Genomic DNA, 21,810 nt, shown 5'->3' with positions numbered 1-21,810 from the left:
CGGTGGGTGGGGGGGGGGCCTTCGTTACCCTCCCATGGTTCTCCCCCCCCCACCCACCCCCCGCGGCGCTCCTCCCCGCGCGCCCCAATTATCGCCCCCCCGGGGGGCGCCCCCCCCCCCCCCCCGCCGCTATCTCTTGTGGCGGTGACATGAGCACGACATCCATTCTGCAGACGGCTTCCATGGCCGGCCACCGCGCCGGCCGGCTTGTCGTCGGCTTGTTGTCGCTGATCGTGTTTCTTGCCGTCATGGCAGGGCCGGATCAGGCCCTCGCCCATGCCGCGCTGATCAAGACCGATCCGGCCGACGGCGCAGTGCTGGAACAGGGGCCGGCACAGTTCTCGCTCACCTTCAGCGAGCCCGTCTCGCCCCTGGTGCTGACCCTTGTGCGGCCCGATGGCACGCCAGTTCCGCTGACTGCCTTCCGTCTCAACGACCAGACGGTCGAAATCGACAACCCGCAGGGGCTCGCACCCGGCACGCATGTCTTGAGCTGGCGCGTCATTTCCGCCGACGGCCATCCGGTCGGCGGCTCCCTGCTGTTTTCCATCGGCGCGCCAAGTGCGCCGCCGGCGGTGTCCGAAGCTGTTGACTGGTCGCTGCGATCGGCGATCTGGGTCGGCAAGGTCTTTCTCTACATCGGGCTCTTGCTCGGCGTCGGCGGCGCCTTTGCCCTCGCCTGGCTGGCCCGGGATGCCCACGCGGGACAGCGCTTCATCGCGGCTGCAATCTTGGGCGGGTTGATCGCGGCACCGCTGTCGCTCGGCTTGCAGGGGCTTGATGCGCTTGGGGCACCACTCTCCCGCCTGGCGCAACCGCTCATCTGGCGGATCGGGCTGGGCACCAGCTTCGGCTGGACAGTGCTGGTCGCACTGATCGCCCTGGGGCTTGGCCTGCTGTCGCTGGCCGGACCGCGCGTGGCATCCAGGCCATTTGCCATGGCCGGGTTGGCCGGGGTGGGTGTCGCGCTTGCTGCCAGCGGCCATGCCAGTGCCGCCGAGCCGCAATGGCTGACGCGGCCAATGGTGTTCCTGCACGGCGTTGGCATTGCCTTCTGGGCCGGCGCGCTGGTGCCACTCGGATTGGCGCTAAACGGGCAATCGGCGGAGGCCGCGCCATTCCTGCGCCGGTTTTCTAGGCTGATCGTGCCGGTAGTGGCCGTGCTAGCCGCTGCCGGTGTCGTACTTGCCGTCATCCAGGTGCAAACGCCCTCGGCGCTGGTCAACACCGCCTATGGCTGGCTGCTGTTGGTCAAGCTCGGGCTGCTGGTCTTTCTCTTCACGCTCGCCGCCCTCAATCGCTGGAAACTCACTGCGGCGGCCGAGGCCGGATCGACGCAGGTGCAACGCAGGCTCTCTCACTCGATCGGCGTCGAACTGCTGATCGTGCTGGCTATCTTCGGCGTGGCCGCGGGCTGGCGTTTCACGCCGCCGCCACGGGCACTGGCGATCGCCGCGGCGCAACCGGCCTCGGTTCACATCCATGCGCTGCAAGCGATGGCCGATCTCAGCATCACGCCCGGCCATGCCGGACCAGTTGTCGCGTCGATGATCATCATGACCGGCGATTTCGGACCGCTCGACGCCAAGGAGGTGACGCTGGTGCTGTCGAAGCCCGATTCCGGCATCGAACCGCTCAAACGCGCGGCGACCAAGCCCGGCGACGGCAGCTGGCGCGTCGACAATCTCGTCATCCCGGTGCCCGGCCGATGGACGGTGCGCGTCGACATCCTGGTCTCGGACTTCGAGGTGGTGAAGATCGAGGCGCCAATCGACATCAGGCCCTGAACGCCAGACGCTCTCAAGGCCAAACTCATCATGGTCTGCTGCAACACAATTCTGCAAGGCGGTTGACGCGACCCAAAAGGCCCGTCAATCATCCCGACAAAATTGCGGGCTGCAATCAACAAACCCGAAGGGTAGGAAAACGATGGAAAAAGCCGAAATCGGCCTGATCGGCCTTGGCACGATGGGCTCCAACCTGGCGCTCAACATCGCCGAGCACGGGCATCGCATCGCCGTCTTCAACCGCACCAGGGCGCGCACCGACGCTTTCGTCGAGAATGCCGGCGCGCTCAGGAGTAGGGTGGTGCCCTGCTACAGCCTGGAAGAGCTTGCCGCCGCCATCCGTCCACCGCGCCCGATCATCATCATGGTGCTGGCCGGCAAGCCGGTCGACGAACAGATCGCCGCCTTGCGCGGCGTGCTGTCGGCCAACGACATCGTCATTGATGCCGGCAATGCCAATTTCCGCGATACGATGCGGCGCTTCGCCGAGCTTTCCGGCTCGGACCTCACCTTTATCGGCATGGGCGTGTCCGGCGGCGAGGAGGGCGCGCGCCACGGACCGTCGATCATGGTTGGCGGCACGGAGGACTCCTGGAAGCGTGTCGAGAAGGTGCTGACCGCGATCTCAGCCAAGTTCAAGGACGAACCGTGCGCGGCATGGCTTGGTACGGACGGCGCCGGACATTTCGTAAAAACCATCCACAATGGCATCGAATATGCGGACATGCAGATGATCGCCGAGATCTACGGCATTCTGCGCGACGGGCTTGGCATGGGACCGAAGGACATCGGCACGGTGTTTTCCAACTGGAACAAGGGCCGGCTCAATTCCTACCTGATCGAGATCACCGCCAAGGTGCTGGCCGCCGACGATCCGAAGACCGGCAGGCCGGTGGTCGACATCATCCTCGACCGAGCCGGCCAGAAGGGCACCGGCAAATGGTCCGTCATCGAGGCACAGCAGCTCGGAATTCCGGCGACCGCGATCGAGGCGGCGGTGGCAGCACGCGTGCTGTCGTCGATCAAGGATGAGCGGCTGGCGGCGGAAAGGGCCTATGGCAATATCGGCGTGACCAAGATTTCCGGTGACAGGGATGCCTTGTTGAAAGACCTCGAGCTGGCGTTGTTCGCCGGCAAGATATCAGCCTATGCGCAAGGTTTCGCGGTGATGAGCGGCGCCTCCAAGGAATTCAACTGGAACCTGCCGATGCCGACCATCGCCAAGATCTGGCGCGCCGGCTGCATCATCCGCTCGCAGATGCTCGACACCATGGCGGAAGCCTTCAGCAAGGACGGTGCCTCGACCAATCTTCTGATGGCGCCGGCCTTTATCTCATTGATGCGGGAGGCGCATCCCTCGCTGCGTCGGGTCGTGGCGAGGGCATCGGAGGCCGGTTCGCCGGTGCCGGCGCTGTCTTCGGCACTTGCCTATTTCGACAGTTACCGACAGGGCCGCGGCACCTCCAACCTGATCCAGGCTCAGCGCGACTTCTTCGGCGCGCATGGTTTTGAACGCATCGACGATGCGGGCGCGTTCCACGGGCCGTGGGGCAGCGGAGCGGCTGGCTAGCATCGCGGATTAAGCGGGCACTGGCGAGGAGCTGAACGCCTGGACGTCGCCGGCGACGACAAGGCTCTGCAAAGAGCCTGGTGCGGCGCCGCCAATCAAGCCGAGCACCGAGCGGGCAAGGTCGGAGCCAGCCAACCGGAAATTCTCGTTGACGACCAGCAATTCCCTTCGGAACAGGTGCAGCAGGTCCGACGACTGCTTCGATACGACATCGACATCGCGGCCGAGCTTGAGACCGGCATCCTCGATGCCGGCGACGATGGCCAGCGTCGCCGCGGCGGCGCTGCTGACGAAGCCGTCCGGCCTGACATCACGGCGCATTACCTGAGCCGTCCTCATCCTGATCTGCTCGATCGTGTGATCGATGGAAACGGTGTTGAACGGAATTTCGCTGGCGCCGACCTCGCTCAGCGCATCGGCAAAGCCGTTCAACGTATGGCCATAGTAGGTCAGTCCGGGCGGTGGCGACAGAAGTGCCAGCCTGCGCCGACCAATGCTCGCCAACCGGCGCACGGCCGCACTCGCGAACGCATGGTTGTCGAAGTCATGATAGGGGTGGACGAGGCCCATGTCGGTGCGGCCATGCGTGGCAAAGGGCATGCCGTGCTCCAGCATGTAGCGGGCGCGTGGATCGTTCGGTTGGGTGCGCGAGATGATAACGCCGTCGGCCGAGCCGGTCTCGACAAGATAGCGGATCGGCTCCATCGGATCCTGCGAGCGCGAATAGGGCGTGACGATCAGGTGGTAGGGCGTTTCAGCGAGCACTTCCGATACGCCATAGATGATATCCGAGACGAAGCTCATGATCTCGCGATCGGTGTTGAGCACCAGGCTGATGACATTGGTCCGGCCGGTGCGCAGGCGCACGCCAGCGCGGTTCGGCCGATAGCCGATCTGCTTGGCGACGAGTTGGACGCGGCGCCTGGTTTCGGCGCCGATTTCCGGGGCATCCTTCAGGGCGCGCGACACGGTGGTGACGCCGAGCCCGGTCATGAACGCAAGCGTTTTCAGCGTCGGTCGCCCCTGCGCCGACGCTTCCTCGTTCTTTTCCGTACGCCGTCTGTCCATTCGTCCCGCCCGTCAGGCGCATAGCAGCCGTAGGCCGGGCCGGCAATCGTCGTCATTGCGATGCGGTATGCGTTCCAGCCCGGCGGGGCTTCAATATACTGAAACGTTACAGATTGCCAATGTCGAGATGCCGGCCACTCGTGGCGAGGTAGACGCTCGCTTTGCGAAACTCTTGGGAATCCAGAAGAAATCGCCCTCGCCATCGTTTTTTGCCGGCTCTTACGCACCATTTTGGCATTTTGCACCGCAGCAAGCCATGTTGCAGCGCACAAACTCATGCGAATTTGTTCGCCACTCGAAAAAATGTGGAACTCGCTTGGCTCATGGGGTTGCGCAGACCGCGCAATTCCCGTATCGAAAATCTGTAACGTTTCAGATTCTGGGAGGAACCGAAATGCGCTATAAACTTTTGACCGCTGCACTGGCGGCGACAGCCGCACTGCAGTTCGCTGGTCCGGCCGTCGCAACCGATCTGGAGGTCACTCATTGGTGGACTTCAGGCGGTGAGGCCGCGGCTGTCGCCGAGCTCGCCAAGGCTTTCGACGCCACCGGCAATCACTGGGTCGACGGCGCCATCGCCGGCTCCGGCGGCACGGCGCGGCCGATCATGATCAGCCGCATCACCGGTGGCGATCCGATGGGGGCCACCCAGTTCAATCATGGCCGGCAGGCTGAAGAGCTGGTTCAGGCCGGCCTGATGCGCGACCTCACCGATGTGGCAACCAAGGGCAAGTGGACGGAAGTCGTGCGGCCGAAGAGCCTGCTCGACAGCTGCACCATCGACGGCAAGATTTATTGCGTGCCGGTCAACATCCATTCCTGGCAGTGGCTGTGGCTGTCGAACGAGGCCTTCGAGAAGGCCGGCGTGCCATTGCCGAAGGACTGGAATGAATTCGTTGCTGCGGCGCCCGCGCTGGAGAAGGCGGGCATCATCCCGCTCGCCGTCGGCGGACAGGCCTGGCAATCCTCTGGCGCCTTCGACGTGCTTCTGGCAGCGGTCGGTGGCACAGACACCTTCCTCAAGGTCTACAAGGACAAGGACGCGACTTTTGCCGCCGGGCCAGAAGTAGCCAAGGTCTTCAAGGCTGCGGACGATGCCCGCAAGATGGCGAAGAACACCAATGTGCAGGACTGGAACCAGGCGACCAACCTCGTCATCACCGGCAAGGCCGGCGGCCAGATCATGGGCGACTGGGCACAGGGTGAGTTCCAGGTTGCCGGCAAGACCGCAGGCAAGGACTATACGTGTCTGCCAGGACTGGGGCTGAATGAAGTCATCGCCACAGGCGGCGACGCGTTCTACTTCCCGCTGCTGAAGGATGCCGACAAGTCCAAGGCGCAGGAGGTGCTGGCCGAAACGCTGCTCGATCCCAAGACGCAGGTTGCCTTCAATCTCAAGAAGGGTTCGCTGCCGGTACGCGGCGACGTCGATCTCAACGCCGCGAACGACTGCATGAAGAAAGGTCTTGCGATCCTCGCCAAGGGCGCCGTTATACCATGGACTGACCAGCTGCTTTCACAAGACACCCAGAAGCAGAAGGAAGATCTCTTCGCCGAATTTTTTGCCAAGCCGGACTTGACCGTGGAAGAGGCGCAGAAGCGCTTCGCCGCCCTCATCGCTTCGGCGGACTGACGTTGAAGTCTACTCACCTTGCTCCCGGCCGTAACAGGGCCGGGAGCAGACCGTCCTTACCCAGCCGGCTGACGACATGAGCAAGAGCGAACGCCCCAACCCGCTGTTCCGCAACCTCAATGCGAAGGTCGCCTCGATCCCGATGATCCTAACCGCGATGGCGGTTTTCGTCGGCGGTACCGTTTGGACGGTGCTCTACTCCTTCACCAATTCGAAGCTCTTGCCGCGGCTGAATTTTGTCGGGCTTGACCAATATTACCGGCTGTGGGCGACGCCACGCTGGCTGATCTCGATCGAGAACCTGCTAATCTACGGCGCGATCTCACTGGTGTTCTCACTGGTCGTCGGCTTCCTCCTTGCCGCGCTGCTCGACCAGAAGATACGCTTCGAGGACACGTTCCGGACCATCTTCCTCTATCCCTTTGCGCTCTCGTTCATCGTCACCGGCCTTGTCTGGCAGTGGCTGCTCAACCCGGACTTCGGCATTCAGCATGTGGTGCGGGGGTTGGGCTGGGAGAGCTTCAGCTTCGACCCGCTCTACAATTCCAGCATCGTCATCTACGGCATATCAATCGCGGCACTCTGGCAAGGCACCGGGCTCATCATGTGCCTGATGCTGGCGGGATTGCGTGGCATTGATGAGGACATCTGGAAAGCCGCGCGGGTGGATGGGATACCGATGTGGAAAACCTATCTGTTCATCGTCATCCCGATGATGCGGCCGGTCTTCATCACCACGCTCGTCATCATCGCGTCCGGCATAGTGAAGGTCTATGACCTCGTCGTGGCCCAGACCAGCGGCGGCCCGGGCATCGCCTCCGAAGTGCCCGCCAAATACGTCTATGACTATATGTTCTTCGCCCAGAACCTCGGCCAGGGTTTTGCCGCATCGACCATGATGCTGCTTTCGGTGGTGATCGTCATCGTGCCTTGGGCCTATCTCGAATTCGGGCGGCGCAAATGAACATTGCAAACACCACCGCTGAGACAAGCGTTGCCGCCGGCGCGCGCCAGGACATCATCGGCCCCTACGGCCCGAAGCCGCGCCGCATGATTTCGCGCCGCAACATCTTTCTCTACGGCACATTGTTTGTCATGGCGGCCTACTACCTGTTGCCGCTCTATGTGATGGTCGTCACCTCGCTCAAGGGCATGCCGGAGATCCGGCTCGGCAACATCTTTTCGCCGCCACTCGAGATCACCTTCGAGCCCTGGGTCAAGGCGTGGTCGACCGCCTGCACCGGCCTCAACTGCGACGGGCTTTCGCGAGGCTTCTGGAATTCGGTGCGCATAACCGTGCCGTCGGTGCTGCTGTCGATCGCTATAGCCTCGGTGAACGGTTACGCGCTGGCCAACTGGCGCTTCAAGGGCGCCGACACATTTTTCGTCATCCTGATTGTCGGCGCCTTCATCCCTTATCAGGTGATGATCTATCCGATCGTCATCATCCTGCGCGAGATCGGCCTCTATGGGAGTCTCAGCGGGCTGGTGATCGTCCATTCCATTTTCGGCATGCCGATCCTGACGCTGCTTTTCCGCAATTATTTTGCCTCGATGCCGGAAGAGCTGTTCAGGGCGGCGCGCGTCGATGGCGCAGGCTTCTGGGGCATCTTCCTGCGGATCATGCTGCCGATGTCGCTGCCGATCTTCGTCGTGGCCATCATCCTGCAGGTGACCGGCATCTGGAACGACTTCCTGTTCGGCGTCGTCTACACCCGCCCCGATACCTATCCGATGACGGTGCAGCTCAACAACATCGTCAACTCGGTACAAGGCGTGAAGGAGTACAATGTCAACATGGCCGCCACCATCCTCACTGGGCTCGTGCCACTCGTCGTCTACTTCATTTCCGGCAAGCTTTTCGTGCGGGGCATCGCCGCCGGCGCGGTGAAGGGATGACGGCGATGACGGCAGCCAACGGCACCAGCGTTTCTATCCAGGACCTGTCGCTGAATTTCGGTGTGGTGACTGTCCTGGAGACGCTCAATCTCGACGTCGCCGAGGGCGAGTTCATCGTGCTGCTCGGGCCTTCCGGCTGCGGCAAGTCGACCTTGCTCAACTGCATAGCCGGCCTGCTCGACGTTTCCGAAGGCCGCATCTTCATCAAGGGCAAGAATGTCACCTGGGAAGAGCCCAAGGACCGCGGCATCGGCATGGTCTTCCAGTCCTACGCGCTCTACCCGCAAATGACGGTAGAGAAGAACCTGTCCTTCGGCCTGCGTGTCGCCGGCACGCCGAAAGACGAGATCGCCAAGCGCATCGCACGGGCCGCCGAAATCCTGCAGATCGAGCCGCTGCTGCAGCGCAAACCGGCGGCGCTCTCCGGCGGCCAGCGCCAGCGCGTGGCGATCGGACGGGCGCTGGTGCGCGATGTCGATGTTTTCCTGTTCGACGAGCCGCTCTCCAATCTCGATGCCAAGCTGCGCGCCGAGTTGCGCGTCGAGATCAAGCTGCTGCATCGCAAGTTGCAGAACACCATGATCTATGTCACCCACGACCAGATCGAGGCGATGACGCTGGCCGACCGTATCGCGGTGATGAAGGGCGGCGTCATCCAGCAGCTTGATGCGCCGCAGACCATCTATAACAGGCCGGTCAACCGCTTCGTCGCCGGCTTCCTCGGCTCGCCGGCGATGAACTTCATCAACGGCCGTCTTGAAGACGCCGACGGCGGTTGGCGGTTCGTGGCCGACTCTCTCGAGATACCACTCCGCACTTATGACTTTGCCGGTCCTCCAGCCGCCGGCCCCGCCGTATTCGGTATCAGGCCCGAGCATGTCAGCCTGAACAGCGGCACGGGCTGGCCGTTCTCGACCGCCGCCAATGTCGAGGTGGTCGAACCGATGGGCTCCGACACGCTGGTCTGGCTGAAGCTTGCCCAGCAGAATTTCAGCGTCCGGGTGACGTCGGAACGCACGCCCAACAATGATGAGGCGGTGACGGTCGGCTTCGATCCGATGCGGGCCTCGCTTTTCGACGCCGCAACCGGCAACCGCATCTAGCTCTCGACAACCATCCTCCACCGACAATCCCAAGCAAAACGGACAGAGACGATGAACTGGTCATTCCAACTCTACAGCGCCCGCAATTTCCAGCCCTGGGAAGGTGTGCTCGCCACGCTCGGCAAGCTCGGCTACACCCAGGTCGAAGGCTTTGGCGGCGTCTATGATGATCCCAGGGCCTTTCGCGCTGAACTCGACAAGAACGGGCTCGCCATGCCGACGGGACATTTCTCGATCGACGCGCTCGAGAACGATTTCGACGGCGTGCGCAAGATTGCAGACGCGCTTGGCATCACGCTGCTCATCTGCCCTTTCCTGATGCCCGACCAACGACCATCCGGTGCGGCCGGCTGGCGCGGCTTCGGTGGGCGGCTGGCCAAGGTCGGCGACGCTGCGAAGAGGGCCGGCTACGGCTTTGCCTGGCACAACCATGATTTCGAGTTCAAGAAGCTCGCCGACGGGTCGGTGCCGCAGGATCTAATCCTCACGGCGGCGCCCGACATAAGCTGGGAGATGGACGTCGCCTGGGTGGTCCGCGGCGGCGATGATCCGTTGCCCTGGATCGAGAAGTACGGCAAGCGCATCAGCGCCGTCCATGTCAAGGACATGGCCAAGCCGGGCGAGGGGCTGGATGAGGATGGCTGGTCGGATGTCGGCCATGGCACCATCGACTGGGCCGGCCTGATAAAGGTGCTGCGCGCCAAAAGTGCTGCCCAATACTACGTCATGGAACAGGACAACCCCAACGACATCGAGCGCTTCGCCCGCCGCTCCATCGCAGCCGTCAAGACCTATTAGGAGCAATCAGCATGGCAAAGAAACTTGGGATCGGCGTCATCGGCTGCGGCAACATCTCGAAGGCATATTTTTCACTGGCGCCGCTGTTTCGCGGCATTGAGATGCGCGCTTGCGCCGACATCAACATGGATGCGGCGAAGGCGCGGGCGAAGGAGTTCAAGCTGCGCGCCGAGACCGTCGACGGGCTGCTGAAGGCCGATGACATCGACATCATCGTCAACCTGACCATCCCGGCGGTGCACTACGAGGTGTCGAAGCAGATCCTCGACGCCGGTAAGCACGTCTATTCGGAAAAGCCGTTCGTGCTGTCGGTCGAGGAAGGACTCGACCTGAAGAAACGCGCCGAGGCGAAAGGCCTTCGCATCGGCTCGGCTCCCGACACATTCCTGGGCGGCGCGCATCAACTGGTCCGCGACTTGATCGACACCGGCAAGCTCGGCAAGATTACCAGCGGCACCTGTCACGTCATGGGCCACGGCATGGAGCACTGGCACCCCAATCCCGATTTCTTCTTCCAGCCCGGCGCAGGTCCGGTGCTCGACATCGGACCGTACTACATCACCAATCTGATCCAGCTGATCGGACCGGTGAAGCAGGTCGCTGCCTTCGCAACGACGCCGGCCAAGGAACGCACGATCAGTTCAAAGCCGCGCGCGGGTGAAAGGATTCCGGTCAACACGCCGACGACCATCCATGGCCTGCTGGAGTTCGAAAACGGTGCCGTGGTGACGCTCAACACCAGCTGGGACGTTTGGGCTCACGGCCATGCGCCGATGGAACTCTACGGTGAAGGGGGTACGGTGTTCGTGCCTGATCCAAACTTCTTCGGTGGCGACGTGCGCTTCACTAACTCGGCCAAGCCGGTCAAGAAGGCGCCGAAATGGTCGCATCCGTTCGGCGTTCCCAACGAAATGCATTCGCAAGGCATGATGGCCAATTACCGCACATCAGGCCTCGCCGACATGGCGGTGGCGATCGCGGAAGGCCGGCCGCACCGCTGCTCGATGGAACTGGCGCTGCATGCCGTCGACGTGATGACCGGCCTGTTGCGCTCCGGCGAAACCGGCAAGTTCGTCGCCATGCAGACCACCTGCGAACGGCCGGCCGCACTTGGCGTCAAGGAAGCGAAAGAGCTCTTGGCAAAGAAGAAGTAGGCAGCGCACCTCAACCCTCTCCCCGTTCCGACGGGGAGAGGGTAAGGGTGAGAGCGAAGCCTGCTCGCTGCGTTGTCGCGATGCCTGGCTTCCTTCCATTTGAGGATTTTCCGATGCCCTACATGCCCGCCGACACCCGCTACGAGAAAATGATCTACAATCGCTGCGGCCGCTCCGGCCTGAAGCTGCCGGCGATCTCGCTGGGGTTGTGGCACAATTTCGGCAACGATACGCCGCACAAGACGAAGCAGGCGATCGCGCGCAAGGCCTTCGATCTCGGCATCACGCATTTCGACCTCGCCAACAATTACGGTCCGCCGCCCGGCTCGGCGGAGACCGCTTTCGGCGAGATACTGCGCACCGACTTCGCCGGCTACCGCGACGAGCTGATCATCTCGACCAAGGCCGGCTACGAGATGTGGGCCGGGCCTTACGGCGAATGGGGCGGGCGCAAATACATGCTGGCCAGCCTCGACCAGAGCCTCAAGCGGATGGGGCTCGACTATGTCGATATCTTCTATTCGCATCGCTTCGATCCCGACACGCCGCTGGAAGAAACGATGGGCGCGCTCGACCATGCCGTGCGCTCGGGCAAGGCACTCTATGCCGGCATCTCGTCCTACAATTCGCAGCGCACGCGCGAGGCCGCCGATATTTTGAAGCAGCTTGGCACGCCTTGCATCATCCACCAGCCGAGCTATTCCATGCTGAACCGCTGGGTGGAGGACGACGGCCTGCTCGATACGCTCGAAGGGCTCGGCGTCGGCTCCATCGTGTTCTCGCCGCTGGCGCAAGGCATGCTCACCAACAAATATCTTGGCGGTATTCCTGATGGCAGCCGCGCCTCTCAGGGAAAGTCGCTGAAGACAGCTTTCATCAACGACAAGACCATCGCCAGCATCAAGGCGCTCGACGCCATCGCCGGCAAGCGCGGGCAGACGCTGGCGCAGATGGCGCTGGCCTGGGTGCTGCGAAAGGGCAAGGTGACCTCGGCGCTGATCGGCGCCAGCCGGCCGGAGCAGGTCGAGGACTGTGTAGGCGCGCTCAAGGTGCTCGACTTCAGCGACGCCGAACTCGCCGAGATCGATACCTATGCGCGCGAATCCGACATCAATCTGTGGGCGGCTTCGGCCGAGCGCAAAGGTCCGCCGAGGAAATAGGCGCGCTCGATAAGCCGGCAAAAAAACGGCGGAACTCCCGCCGTTCTCTGGTGTGAAGGCAAGTGCCCTGGTTCAGGGCGTCTTCGGCTTCTGCGCCGTGCCAAGCCCCGCCTTGGGTTTTGCAGGCGCCGGAGCAGAAGTTTTCATTTTGGCCTCGATCCAGCCGGTGTAATTGGCCAGCCGGGTGTAGATGCCATAAGCGTCCTTGTGGCCGCAAGCAGCACTACCGTCCGCAGGGCCTTCGCCCCAGCTGACGACGCCGACCTGGACCGGGCCGCCGGTGCCGGTCATGAACAGCGGGCCGCCGCTGTCGCCGTTGCAGGCATCGCGCACGCCGCTGGTGGTGCCGGCGCAGATCATGTTGCCGGTCAGTGGGTCGGTCATGTCGGCGGCGATCGCATTGGCGGCCGCATCGATGCCTTTTTCCGAATAGCGCATACGGTGGGACAGATCGCCAAGTGCTGCCTTCAGGTCATGCGCATAGATGGCCTTGATGCCGCTGTTGCAGGCGGTGTTGGGCTCCAGATCGAGGTCGGCAACCATCAGTGTCGTCGGGAAGGTGCCATCCTGCATCTTGCCCCAGCCGGTGACCGTCGTCTTGCCGGTATCGGGCGTTGCGTCATGGGTGACCTTGATGGTCGGCGCATCGGCCGGTTCAGCAAGCCGGAGCAGGCCGAGGTCGTTGTCGAGAGTCTGCTCGCTGTAGCCTTCGTTGACGATAACCTCCACCACCTTGTGGCGTTTACCCTCGCTTAGATCGGTGGCGCCGGTCAGCACGGTGACGCTCTCCGGCGAAATCGGCCGGCCCTCGTCGTTGAGACAGTGTGCCGCCGTCAGCACCCATTGCGGTGCGATCAGGCTTCCGCCGCAGAACTGGGCATTGGCCTGCGAGACCGGGTTCTCGTCCAGCCTGTCGGTGGTGAGCAGCGCCACCTGAAATGGATAGGCGCCCTTTTCTGCCTGGTTGCCGCCATAGACGCGGTCGGCGCCGTCGGGGTTCTCCGCCGCGGCCTTCGCTCTTGCATCGGTCACCCTCTTCATTGGCGAAACCGCCGCTTCGGGCTTGGCGGCAGCTTCGTCCGCCTGCGTGGAGTTGGCGCCCGCAAGGGCGGCAGCGATGCCGAGCAACGACGCGGCGGCGATCGGCTTGAACCGATGGATAATGTGCACCTGAAATCCTCCTGAGACACGTTCCCGAACGAGCCAGCCCCGGTGCATGATCAACGAAACAGTCGCCGGCAAGCAGGCGTTGCTTCGCGGACCGCGTTCCCGTGCGGAACCCACTCAAAACCCTATAGCCCCCCACGGGCTACGTGGAAGCGATTTGTCATTCCAATGTTGTATTAATTTAGGCAATATATCTGTGCGGGGTGTCTTTGGCGGGGCCTTCGATAGACCGTATGGGGTGATGATCAGGTTCAGGCGCCGGTAATCAGGCCCGTTTTTCGGCTTCACCACGATCTCGACAATATTTCTATATCTTGATCCAGTCCTTGCTGACTTTTGGGAGAGTCTCACCATGACAAAACTGACAAACGTACTTATTGCGTCCGCATTGCTTTCCACCGCAATGTGGGCGGTACCGGTTTTCGCCGCCGATCCTGGCTCGGCCAGTGCCGGCAATGGCGAAAGCATGCGAGACGTGACTTCAGGCAACTACAAGCCAGGGCGGGCAAAGCCAATCGCGCCGCCGAAGCTGACTGACGAGGACAGCCGCGCCGCGCCGCTTGCTGACGAAGCAACGGCTGTCAAATCCTATGGCATCGTCGGACGGTCCGCCGATGGCAAGGAGATCAAGATCGAGCCGAGCGAAGCGCTGAGGGATCTTATCATCAAGGAACTGAATGCTCCGGCCAATGGAAAAGACGGGGCTGAGCGGAAGACCGAGGATCCGGATCTCGGCGAAGGCGAAGCCGGCCGCCAGGTTTTCGGCACCGACGATCGCGAGCAGGTCAAGAACACCAAGACCTATCCGTTCTCGGCGATAGGCTATCTCGAAGCCAAGTCGGCGAAGACGGGCAGTTATGGCAGCTGTTCGGCAACGCTGATCGGCCCGCGCACGGTGCTCACGGCGGCGCACTGCCTCTATAGCCATGAGGATAAGGACTGGCTCTCCGAGTATCTGTTCGTGCCAGGTCTCAATGGCAGCACCGCCGATGACGCACCGTTCGGCGCCTTCGCCTTTGAAAGCGCCTATGTGCTGCAAGGCTTCATCGACAACTACCAGGGCTATTATGGCTCCGTGATCCCGTGGGATCTTGGCATCATCACGCTGAAGGAGGATGTCGGCACCAACCTCGGCTGGCTGGGCTACGCCAACTATGACGATCTCGGCGACTTCACCGCCAACCTCGTCGGCTATCCCGGCGACAAGCCAATGGGTACGATGTGGAAGGCAAACTGCGAAGTGCAGGCCGAGAACATCGCCCCGGAATATTTCCAGTATGACTGCGATACGTTCCCGGGATCGAGCGGCAGCTCGGTTTATGCCTATGACAACAACTCCAAGCAGCGCATCATCACCGGCGTCAACGTGGCGGAAAGCCCCGACGCGAACACCGCCGTTCGCTTAAACGCTGCCAACATCCAGTGGATCAACAGCCTGTATAAATAATCGCTGCGCATTCGCAGGGGAAAGGCGGCGGAGCAATCCCGCCGTCTTTTGCTTGGCAGCACTTCCGCTGCGGTTCTCTTGCACGAGGCTGGTTCGCCGACTACGCTTGAACGGCCAAGAGGTTGGCATCCAAAGGGGTTTTGGGATGGCGCGGGTGAAGGTAGTGTTGGCGATCGCGGCCGCATCGATGCTGGTCGCATTGATGCTTTCGCCGGCCTTCGCCGATCCGGCCGCCGCACCAGCCGCTGGCGTCTGGGCGGAACGGGTGCAGATCCTCTACCAGGCAGACACGCGCTCCGTGCTGCGCAGGACGGTCCGGGTGTGGGATTTCCATCCGGAAAAGGGCCTCGACTTCGTCTGGGAGCCGGCGGCGGGCCAGTCGCCTGACCGGACGATTGCCGAAGACGGCACCATCAACGGCAGGGGTAGGCTGGTGTGGCGGGTGCGTGGCTCGGCCAGCTATGATCCCAAAACCATCTATTCCAGCTATTTCGGTGACATCAGGCAAGGCCGCTTCGACGGGCAGGGCCGGCTCGAGCTGCGTTCGGGCGAGGTTTTCGATGGACATTGGCTCGCCGGAGAACTCAACGGCAATGGCGTCCATCTCGATGTGGAGGGCAACCGCTACGAAGGTCAGTTCGTTGCCGGCGTGCCGAATGGCGAGGGGCGGCTCCTGTCAAAGACGGGGGAGATTTTTGCCGGCTCATTTGTCGACGGGTTGAAGGATGGCAAGGGCCGCACCCGGCTGGCCGGAGGCACTGCCTACGATTCGCAATGGGCAAGGGGCAAGGAGGTCGGCGGCTCGCGCCCCGACGTGCTGGCCGACGCCAAGGTGGGCGGACTCCTCAAGGCGCAGACCGGCGGCGGCGATGCCGGCAAGGTCGAGATCGGCGTGGCCGTCGACCAGCGCATGACCCAGCAATCCGACATGCAATACCAGCATCTGGTGCGCGACGAGGACATCGCGATCTATCCGCAATCCGATCAGTACAATGACAGCTGGAGCGGCACCGGCCAGGTCGCCACCGGCAATGTCTATCAAGGCATGGATTGGGAGGACTCGCCGGCCTTTGCCGAAGTTGATCTCAAGACGTCCGATCAGTCCAAGGTCAAGCTCGACAGCCTGGAGATGAGGGTTGCCGCCAGCGATGCCTATCGCAAGCCGATGCTGTCGATATCGGAGCATTTCGGCTGCGTCGGCTTCAGGCCGGATTTCTCGATCGTCAACAATGGCTGGGGCGACGCTAAGGACATGAAGATGTCGATCCAGTTCACCGCGGTCGATGACGAGGGCAATCCGACCGGTGATCCCAGCCGCATGTTTACAAAGGACGTCGGCAGTTTCGGCGACGGGGTCGACGTGTCGGTAAAGAGCGTGCTCACGGTGGCCGGCGTCGATACGGCCAGCCTGGAGACAGGGCGTTTTCCCTGTCCTTCGGTAGACAATCTCAATGTCTGCCGCAGCCAGCTGACCAACAAGATCAAATTCGGCGAGGTCGCTGACTATCTCGACAATGTCGAACAGGCGATGACGCTGAATGCGATCGGCAAGTTCGACTATTCCTGGGCGGACGACGAAGGTCATGTCTACCAGCAGAGCGAGCCGTTCCGCACCTCCATCACCATGGCGGTCTTTGAGACACCGGAATCAATGGCCGAATGCGGTGATGGCGGTGGCGGTACGCCGGAAGCCATGCGCTACCAGAACATCGAGTTTCCGATCGGCAAGTATGACTACACAATCGCCATGCCGGTGCGCGGCAACAAGAAGATCAGCGCCTATACGGCGCGGCTGAAGATGTGGTCGTCAATGTCGTCGATCCACAGGTTCAGCATCGCCGCGCATTTCGCCGACGGCAGCGTGCGCGAGAGCAAGCCCGTAACCTTCTTCTATTTCCGCCCGAAGCAGTCGCTGTTCGAGACCAAGACCGAGCCGGCGGCCTGCTACTTGCCGCGCGATATGGTCGGCTGCGGCTAGGGTGCCTTGATATTCAGATGATGCCGGCCTGCAAACGGCAGCTTCCTGCGCTTCCGGTGCTCGCGTACAAAAAGTACGCTCCGCTCCGGTTCTCGGAACCTACCGTTTTCGACTCGGCCTGACCTGAATCTCAACACACCCTGGAAGCGTTCATTTTCTGCCCATCTCGAAATAGTTGGGCAGCGGGATGAGCCTGGTGAAGATCGTGCCCTGGGCAAAGACGCGCAGTTCCAGCATCGATCCCGATGACCGTTCGGCGCGCTGGTCGAACAGGAAATTGCCGAGCGAATAGACCTCCGCCACATCGCCGCCGGCAAGCGGGACGATCGCCTCACTCGACACATGTGGATGGCCGCCGACTATGACTGAAGCGCCGCGCAGGCGCATCTGGTCGGCAAGTATATCTTCCCGCTTCGACGGTGCGGTCTTGTATTCGCGGCCCCAGTGGACGAAGGCGACCACTGGCCGCTCGGCATCCTCGTGCAGCAGCCGGTCGAGCAGGGCAGGGATGAGCAGGTCAGTGTTCTTCGAACCGTTGGTGTCGATGTCGGTCAGGCCAACCAGGTCGATATCGGCAAGCGCCAGCGTCTCGCCCTGCCCGAAATGCGGAATGCCGGCTTCATCCAGGGCGCGCAGCGTCTCGGCGTAGCCTGACGGGCCGAGATCGTAGGCGTGGTTGTTGGCGAGACCGACGCCGGCGACATGCAGCCTCTTCAGCATGTCCACAGCCAGGCCCTCCGGCATTGCCAGCGTCATGTCGTCGATCGCTTCCGGAACGTTTGGCAGGATGACACCTTCGAGATTGATGATCAACGGCCGCGATCCGGTCAGCGCCAGAACGTTGCCGACGATGCGGTCGGCTACACCGTCACGAACCAGGATCTTCTTCATGGCGCGGCCGAAATTCACGTCGCCTGCGAGATAGTAGATCCTGTCCTTTGGCCGTGTCGGATTGTTGAAGCCCGGACCGAAGGCGCCGAACAGCGCAACGACATAGCTGGTGGTCCGCTCGACATAGTTCGACGTGTGTTCCTGCGAATTCTCATTGGCGACGACCAGAGGTTGGGCGCCGAACAGCTCGCGCTGCAGCCTCGTCTGGATATAGAGCGCGCCGACGGAATCGGCATGATCGGGCTGGCGAAGTGCTGACAAGCCGTCGAGCGACCCGGCGGCCAGCAGGTTCAGCGACTGCTGGTCGAAGGGCCTGGAGTCATGCTGCGGCAGATAGTGCGAGAAGTCGGTGGACTCGACGATGAGCGTGTCCTGGTCGACGATCGGCTTCAGCGCCTCGGCCAGTCTGTCCCAGTCGCCTCGTCGTGCCTTGACCGACATCGCCACGGGAACGATTTTCGCCTCTGGGAAATAGTGATGCAGGAACGGCAGCATGGCGCGTATGCCATGCTCCTTGTCGAACAGGCACGACTCCTCGACCATGTCGCTGTTCGTCTCAAGCCGCCGCACGGCGTCGGTGTCGGCCGCGACCGGGCCAAGCACGGTGTCGAAGCCGCGCAGCGTGGTGGCGTAGAGCTTGTGCGTCTTGTGGAAATGGTCCGGCGACAGGATGATGATCCGTTTGTAGCGGAAACCGGACGCCGCCCGGAACCCCAGCGCCACCAGGTCGGCGGCCAGCAGATGGTGCGGCACCGTGATGCCGGTCAGCCGCTGGTTGGACGGCTCGACATCGGCAACGTTGGCGATGGCGTCCTTGAACAGCGAGGCGTCGTCGTAGAAGGGCGGAAAGTTCTCGATGCCGGGTGGACAGACGACAGGTGCGGCGAAGCCGGGGAGGGGCAGGAGAGTGATGGCGAAGATCAGCAGGATGCTGGCCGGCGCGCAGGCACCCCCCTCTGTCCTGCCGGACATCTCCCCCGCAAGGGGGGAGATTGGCAGCTTCCGCCTCGCGAGTTTTCTTGCAGCGCTGCAGATCAGCGTAAGCAGCCCTGACAGCCGATCTCCCCCCTTGCGGGGGAGATGTCCGGCAGGACAGAGGGGGGTGCGTGCGCGCAGACCTCGCCTCCTCATGGCTCGGCGAGCACAATATTCTCCACGCCGCCGACATAGTAGAACGGCTTCTGCTTCGACGACGTCAGCCGCACCACTTCGCGCGAAATATAGTCGGCAAGGCCGAACAGTGTCACGCCGCCGTCCGACGTCCTGGCCTTTCCGCGCAGGCCTTCGAGGATCGAATAGGTGAAGACGCCGTGGCCGAGTTCCGGCAGTTCGGCTGCGGTGTTGTTGGCGGCGGTGGCCGAGAACACGACAATGCGCGCATCCTGCGCGTCCTTTTCCAGGCGCGGGTTGAAGGCGTTGGCGGCATGGCAGGTGTCGAGCAGCATGAAGCGCATGCCCTTGGCGCGCTCTACCGATTTCTGGATGTCCGACCAGTCGACAAGCGAGGAACGTTTCCAGCGCTCGGCATCCTGTTTGCGGCCGTTAGTCGGGATGAAATAGTAATCCTCATCGATGTTGATGCCGTGGCCGGCGACGAAGATGATGGTGGTGTCGTGCTCGCGGGGCCTATCGAGGAAGTCGGCGAGCTGGTCGTCGATCGTGTCGGAGTCGGGCTCCATGATGCCGTCGGCACTGGCGACTGCATAAGTCTGTCTGGCCTTGTCGGAGTTCTCGTCGAGTGCGTCGCGGTTGACCAGAACCAGCGTTTCCATGGATGAAAACAGCGGCGCTGATTTCTGGGAGATCACCTTGAGAAACTCGGTGGCATCATCGACGGGGTAGCGCAGGTCGCAGGCATGGCCCGAACAGGCGTCGGTCAGGAACGGATATTTGTCGACCCCAATGACCGCTACATAGAGCTTGCCTTTGGCCTCGGTCTTCTCGGTCTTCCTCGCCAGTGCCGTCACGCTGCGTTCGGTCAGATAGCCATATTCGTTGGTGCCGGTGATGCGGATGGTGTTCTTGCCGTTATCGACCGGTATCTCGACAGTGGTGCTGTTGCCGTCCACCGAGCGCGCGGTGACATCGCCGACATTGCGACTGTTCGACAGGATCGAGAAGCCGGCGACATCGGTTCCAGCTTCCTTGGCGCCTGATATCTCGACGGCGACGTAGCCGTCGCGGACCTTGCTCTGGTCTTCCGCCAGACGGATGCCGAACTCCGGCGGCTTGCGCTGCAAAAGCTTCTGCAACTCGTTGTCGACGCCGGGCCGCATCTCCTCGACCGCCTGTTTGGCGCTGCGCAGGATAATTGCCCGGCGCACCATCTCGGGGCTCCAAAGATATTTCTTCAACTGCCCGGCGCGGATGAAGCGGCCTTCATGATCGCGGCCCTGGTTGACCTGCCAGCCGATCAGCTTGTCGCCCTCGTCGGAGGAATAATAGTAGCCCTGCGGCATCCAGACGATCCATTGCGAACCGGCGAAGAACATCGAGACGATCAGTTCGTGCGTCTTCAGGTTCCAAAGCCTCAGCGTCTGGTCGGCGCTGCCGGTCACCAGCAGGCCGGCCTTCTCCGAGGCGACCATGGCATTGATATCGGCCGTATGGCCGGTGTACTCGCCCGACACTTTCGCGGTCGCGGTTCTGTACTCGATCAGCGTGCCGTCATTGCCGCCGGTGATCAGGCCAAGACCTTTGCCGATCAGCGTGTAGGCGGAATGGACAAAGCCGTTGGTGGCGTCGTTTTCGATGCTGCGCACCAGCTTGCCGCCATTGGCAATCTCCAGCACAGCGTTTTCCAGTGCGTCCTTGCCGCCCGTCGCGGCGCGCAGCGACCACTGGCCGTCGACAAGGGCGGCGCGGTCGAACGAGCTTGGCTCCGTCAGCGGCTGCGGGTCCTCGAAGAAGCGTTCGGTGGTCGGCAGCACCAATTTGTTGTCCAGCGCGCCCTGCTGTTCGGGACAGGCCACGCGCTCGGGGCAAGGGTTGGCGTTGCCCCAGGCGACGACGTCGTTCGCCGCGTCGATGCCGACGGCGGTTACAGGTTCGCCCACTCCCTGCAGCAGTGCCTTGCGTTCGCCGTTCGCGGGATCCCAGACCTGGATGGCGTGGCGCGTGCCGCCGGCGGTTGCGACCAGCGAACCATCGGCGTTGGCGCCGCTGGCATAGACAGTGCCGTCATGGCCGGTATAGTCGAGCACCTTTTCGCCGGTGTCGGTGTTCCAGACGATGGAGCGGTGTGTGTCGGCGCAGCGGTAGCCGCAGGAGGCGATCAGCCGCGCATCCTTGGCGAAAGTCAGCGAACCGATGAAGAAATCCTGCGTCGGCATGGCGCGTGCCAGCGTGCCATCGGTCGCCCGCCAGAGCTGGACCTGCCCGTCCTTGCTGCCGGTGGCGAACAAGGCCCCGTCGGGCGAAACGGCCAGCGCCATCACGCTGATGTCCCGCAGCGGCTCGGCTACGTCGGGCAATGCGATCTCCTCGCCGTTCACGACGTCCCACAGCCGGATACCATTGTCGGTGGTCGTCGCGGCCAGTCGGGTTCCACCGGCGGCGAAGGCAAGCTTGTCGATGTGCCAGGAATCGGCGTCGAGCTTCTTGTCCAGTGACCAGCCGGTCACGGATTTGTCGTCAAAGCGCCAGAGATAGACGACGCCGTCGGCGCCACCGGCAGCCAGCGTCTTGCCATCGGGAGAGAAGGCGAGATCGTAGGTCGCGTAATCGGCGGCCTTGAGTACGGCCTTGATCTTGCCGGTGGCAAAGTCGAACAGCCTGATGTCGCCATAGGGCGGCTTGTCGCCAAGGCTGGCGCCAAAATAGCCGCCTGCGGCGATCGTCTTGCCGTCGGGCGAGACCGCGATCGCGAAGATCTTGCCGTCGCTGCCATTGCCGAGATAGCCGCGGATGGTGCGCAGCGTCACGCCACTCCGCCAGTCCCAGATGCGGATGGTTTTGTCATTGGATGCCGAGACGATGTCTTCGCCATCGGGGGTGAAGGTGAGATCGGTGACCTGCGCGCTATGGCCGCCAGTGTCGAGGTCGAGGTGGAAATCCGGTGCGTCCTCGGCGTGGGCAACCGAAGTCCCGATCAATGCTCCGCCCAGAGCCAGCCAGCGGCAGGCGCGCATCAGGCGGAGGTCGATTTTTCCCATC

At 62.6% G+C, this 21,810-nt stretch carries 15 protein-coding genes; 11 read left to right on the top strand and 4 right to left on the bottom strand.

Going from position 1 to position 21,810, the window contains the following annotated elements; all coding sequences use genetic code 11:
• Window positions 1–149: 149 nt before the first annotated feature.
• Entirely contained in the window at window positions 150–1,787 is a 1,638-nt protein-coding gene (locus NKI20_RS26915) for a copper resistance CopC/CopD family protein (protein WP_352836074.1), read from the top strand.
• Window positions 1,788–1,929: 142 nt separating this feature from the next.
• Window positions 1,930–3,357 carry an NADP-dependent phosphogluconate dehydrogenase gene (gnd, locus tag NKI20_RS26910; protein WP_352836071.1) on the top strand — a complete coding sequence of 476 codons (1,428 nt, stop codon included), beginning with the start codon at window positions 1,930–1,932 and terminating at the stop codon, window positions 3,355–3,357.
• Window positions 3,358–3,366: 9 nt separating this feature from the next.
• Here the strand turns inward: gnd and NKI20_RS26905 are convergent, their stop codons facing one another.
• A complete protein-coding gene (locus NKI20_RS26905) occupies window positions 3,367–4,425 on the bottom strand; it encodes a LacI family transcriptional regulator (RefSeq protein WP_352836068.1) in 1,059 nt (352 codons plus the stop codon).
• Window positions 4,426–4,819: 394 nt separating this feature from the next.
• On the opposite strand from NKI20_RS26905, the gene NKI20_RS26900 reads away from it, so the two are divergent.
• The 7 genes from NKI20_RS26900 (at window position 4,820) to mgrA (ending at window position 12,172) form a co-directional block, all read left to right on the top strand.
• A complete protein-coding gene (locus tag NKI20_RS26900; RefSeq protein ID WP_352836065.1) occupies window positions 4,820–6,058 on the top strand; it encodes an ABC transporter substrate-binding protein in 1,239 nt (412 codons plus the stop codon).
• 76 nt (window positions 6,059–6,134) lie between these two features.
• Window positions 6,135–7,022, top strand: coding sequence for a carbohydrate ABC transporter permease (locus NKI20_RS26895; protein WP_023760791.1), 888 nt, complete (start codon window positions 6,135–6,137; stop codon window positions 7,020–7,022).
• Window positions 7,019–7,957: a carbohydrate ABC transporter permease gene (locus tag NKI20_RS26890; protein ID WP_031260681.1), complete on the top strand. Its 939-nt coding sequence runs from the start codon at window positions 7,019–7,021 to the stop codon at window positions 7,955–7,957. Before NKI20_RS26895 ends, NKI20_RS26890 begins: the two co-directional genes overlap by 4 nt.
• 5 nt (window positions 7,958–7,962) lie before the next feature.
• The gene (locus NKI20_RS26885) at window positions 7,963–9,060 is read left to right on the top strand and encodes an ABC transporter ATP-binding protein (protein WP_352836062.1); all 1,098 of its coding nucleotides are present in this window, start codon (window positions 7,963–7,965) and stop codon (window positions 9,058–9,060) included.
• 51 nt (window positions 9,061–9,111) lie between these two features.
• Window positions 9,112–9,858 carry a sugar phosphate isomerase/epimerase family protein gene (locus NKI20_RS26880; RefSeq protein ID WP_352836059.1) on the top strand — a complete coding sequence of 249 codons (747 nt, stop codon included), beginning with the start codon at window positions 9,112–9,114 and terminating at the stop codon, window positions 9,856–9,858.
• 11 nt (window positions 9,859–9,869) lie between these two features.
• Window positions 9,870–11,012 (top strand): Gfo/Idh/MocA family protein, encoded by a 1,143-nt coding sequence (locus tag NKI20_RS26875; protein WP_023760787.1) that lies wholly within the window; start codon window positions 9,870–9,872, stop codon window positions 11,010–11,012.
• 113 nt (window positions 11,013–11,125) lie between these two features.
• A complete protein-coding gene (gene mgrA / locus NKI20_RS26870; RefSeq protein ID WP_352836055.1) occupies window positions 11,126–12,172 on the top strand; it encodes an L-glyceraldehyde 3-phosphate reductase in 1,047 nt (348 codons plus the stop codon).
• Window positions 12,173–12,244: 72 nt separating this feature from the next.
• Here mgrA and NKI20_RS26865 read toward each other — a convergent pair whose 3' ends face one another.
• Entirely contained in the window at window positions 12,245–13,342 is a 1,098-nt protein-coding gene (locus tag NKI20_RS26865; protein ID WP_352836052.1) for a S1 family serine peptidase, read from the bottom strand.
• 349 nt (window positions 13,343–13,691) lie between these two features.
• Between NKI20_RS26865 and NKI20_RS26860 the strand changes: the two genes are divergently transcribed.
• Both NKI20_RS26860 and NKI20_RS26855 read left to right on the top strand, forming a co-directional pair.
• Window positions 13,692–14,786 carry a trypsin-like serine peptidase gene (locus NKI20_RS26860; RefSeq protein WP_023760785.1) on the top strand — a complete coding sequence of 365 codons (1,095 nt, stop codon included), beginning with the start codon at window positions 13,692–13,694 and terminating at the stop codon, window positions 14,784–14,786.
• A gap of 154 nt (window positions 14,787–14,940) precedes the next feature.
• A complete protein-coding gene (locus tag NKI20_RS26855) occupies window positions 14,941–16,764 on the top strand; it encodes an MORN repeat-containing protein (protein ID WP_502898166.1) in 1,824 nt (607 codons plus the stop codon).
• 150 nt (window positions 16,765–16,914) lie between these two features.
• Here NKI20_RS26855 and amrB read toward each other — a convergent pair whose 3' ends face one another.
• Complete coding sequence (gene amrB / locus NKI20_RS26850) at window positions 16,915–18,627, bottom strand: AmmeMemoRadiSam system protein B (RefSeq protein ID WP_352836046.1); 1,713 nt, start codon at window positions 18,625–18,627, stop codon at window positions 16,915–16,917.
• Between the two features lie 155 nt (window positions 18,628–18,782).
• Complete coding sequence (locus NKI20_RS26845) at window positions 18,783–21,809, bottom strand: hypothetical protein (RefSeq protein WP_352836043.1); 3,027 nt, start codon at window positions 21,807–21,809, stop codon at window positions 18,783–18,785.
• Between the last annotated feature and the right edge of the window lies 1 nt (window position 21,810).

The sequence above is a fragment of the Mesorhizobium sp. M0830 genome (assembly GCF_040319965.1).
Lineage (GTDB): Bacteria > Pseudomonadota > Alphaproteobacteria > Rhizobiales > Rhizobiaceae > Mesorhizobium.
The sequence above is the reverse complement of the archived record's forward strand: the minus strand, read 5'-3'. Positions and strand labels throughout refer to the sequence as shown.

Bases quoted from the DNA above. Each gene is read 5' to 3' on its own strand.
- NKI20_RS26915 (WP_352836074.1), top strand. From the start codon at position 150: ATGAGCACGACATCCATTCTGCAGACGGCTTCCATGGCCGGCCACCGC.
- gnd (WP_352836071.1), top strand. From the start codon at position 1,930: ATGGAAAAAGCCGAAATCGGCCTGATCGGCCTTGGCACGATGGGCTCC.
- NKI20_RS26905 (WP_352836068.1), bottom strand. From the start codon at position 4,425: ATGGACAGACGGCGTACGGAAAAGAACGAGGAAGCGTCGGCGCAGGGG.
- NKI20_RS26900 (WP_352836065.1), top strand. From the start codon at position 4,820: ATGCGCTATAAACTTTTGACCGCTGCACTGGCGGCGACAGCCGCACTG.
- NKI20_RS26895 (WP_023760791.1), top strand. From the start codon at position 6,135: ATGAGCAAGAGCGAACGCCCCAACCCGCTGTTCCGCAACCTCAATGCG.
- NKI20_RS26890 (WP_031260681.1), top strand. From the start codon at position 7,019: ATGAACATTGCAAACACCACCGCTGAGACAAGCGTTGCCGCCGGCGCG.
- NKI20_RS26885 (WP_352836062.1), top strand. From the start codon at position 7,963: ATGACGGCAGCCAACGGCACCAGCGTTTCTATCCAGGACCTGTCGCTG.
- NKI20_RS26880 (WP_352836059.1), top strand. From the start codon at position 9,112: ATGAACTGGTCATTCCAACTCTACAGCGCCCGCAATTTCCAGCCCTGG.
- NKI20_RS26875 (WP_023760787.1), top strand. From the start codon at position 9,870: ATGGCAAAGAAACTTGGGATCGGCGTCATCGGCTGCGGCAACATCTCG.
- mgrA (WP_352836055.1), top strand. From the start codon at position 11,126: ATGCCCTACATGCCCGCCGACACCCGCTACGAGAAAATGATCTACAAT.
- NKI20_RS26860 (WP_023760785.1), top strand. From the start codon at position 13,692: ATGACAAAACTGACAAACGTACTTATTGCGTCCGCATTGCTTTCCACC.
- amrB (WP_352836046.1), bottom strand. From the start codon at position 18,627: ATGTCCGGCAGGACAGAGGGGGGTGCCTGCGCGCCGGCCAGCATCCTG.
- NKI20_RS26845 (WP_352836043.1), bottom strand. From the start codon at position 21,809: ATGGGAAAAATCGACCTCCGCCTGATGCGCGCCTGCCGCTGGCTGGCT.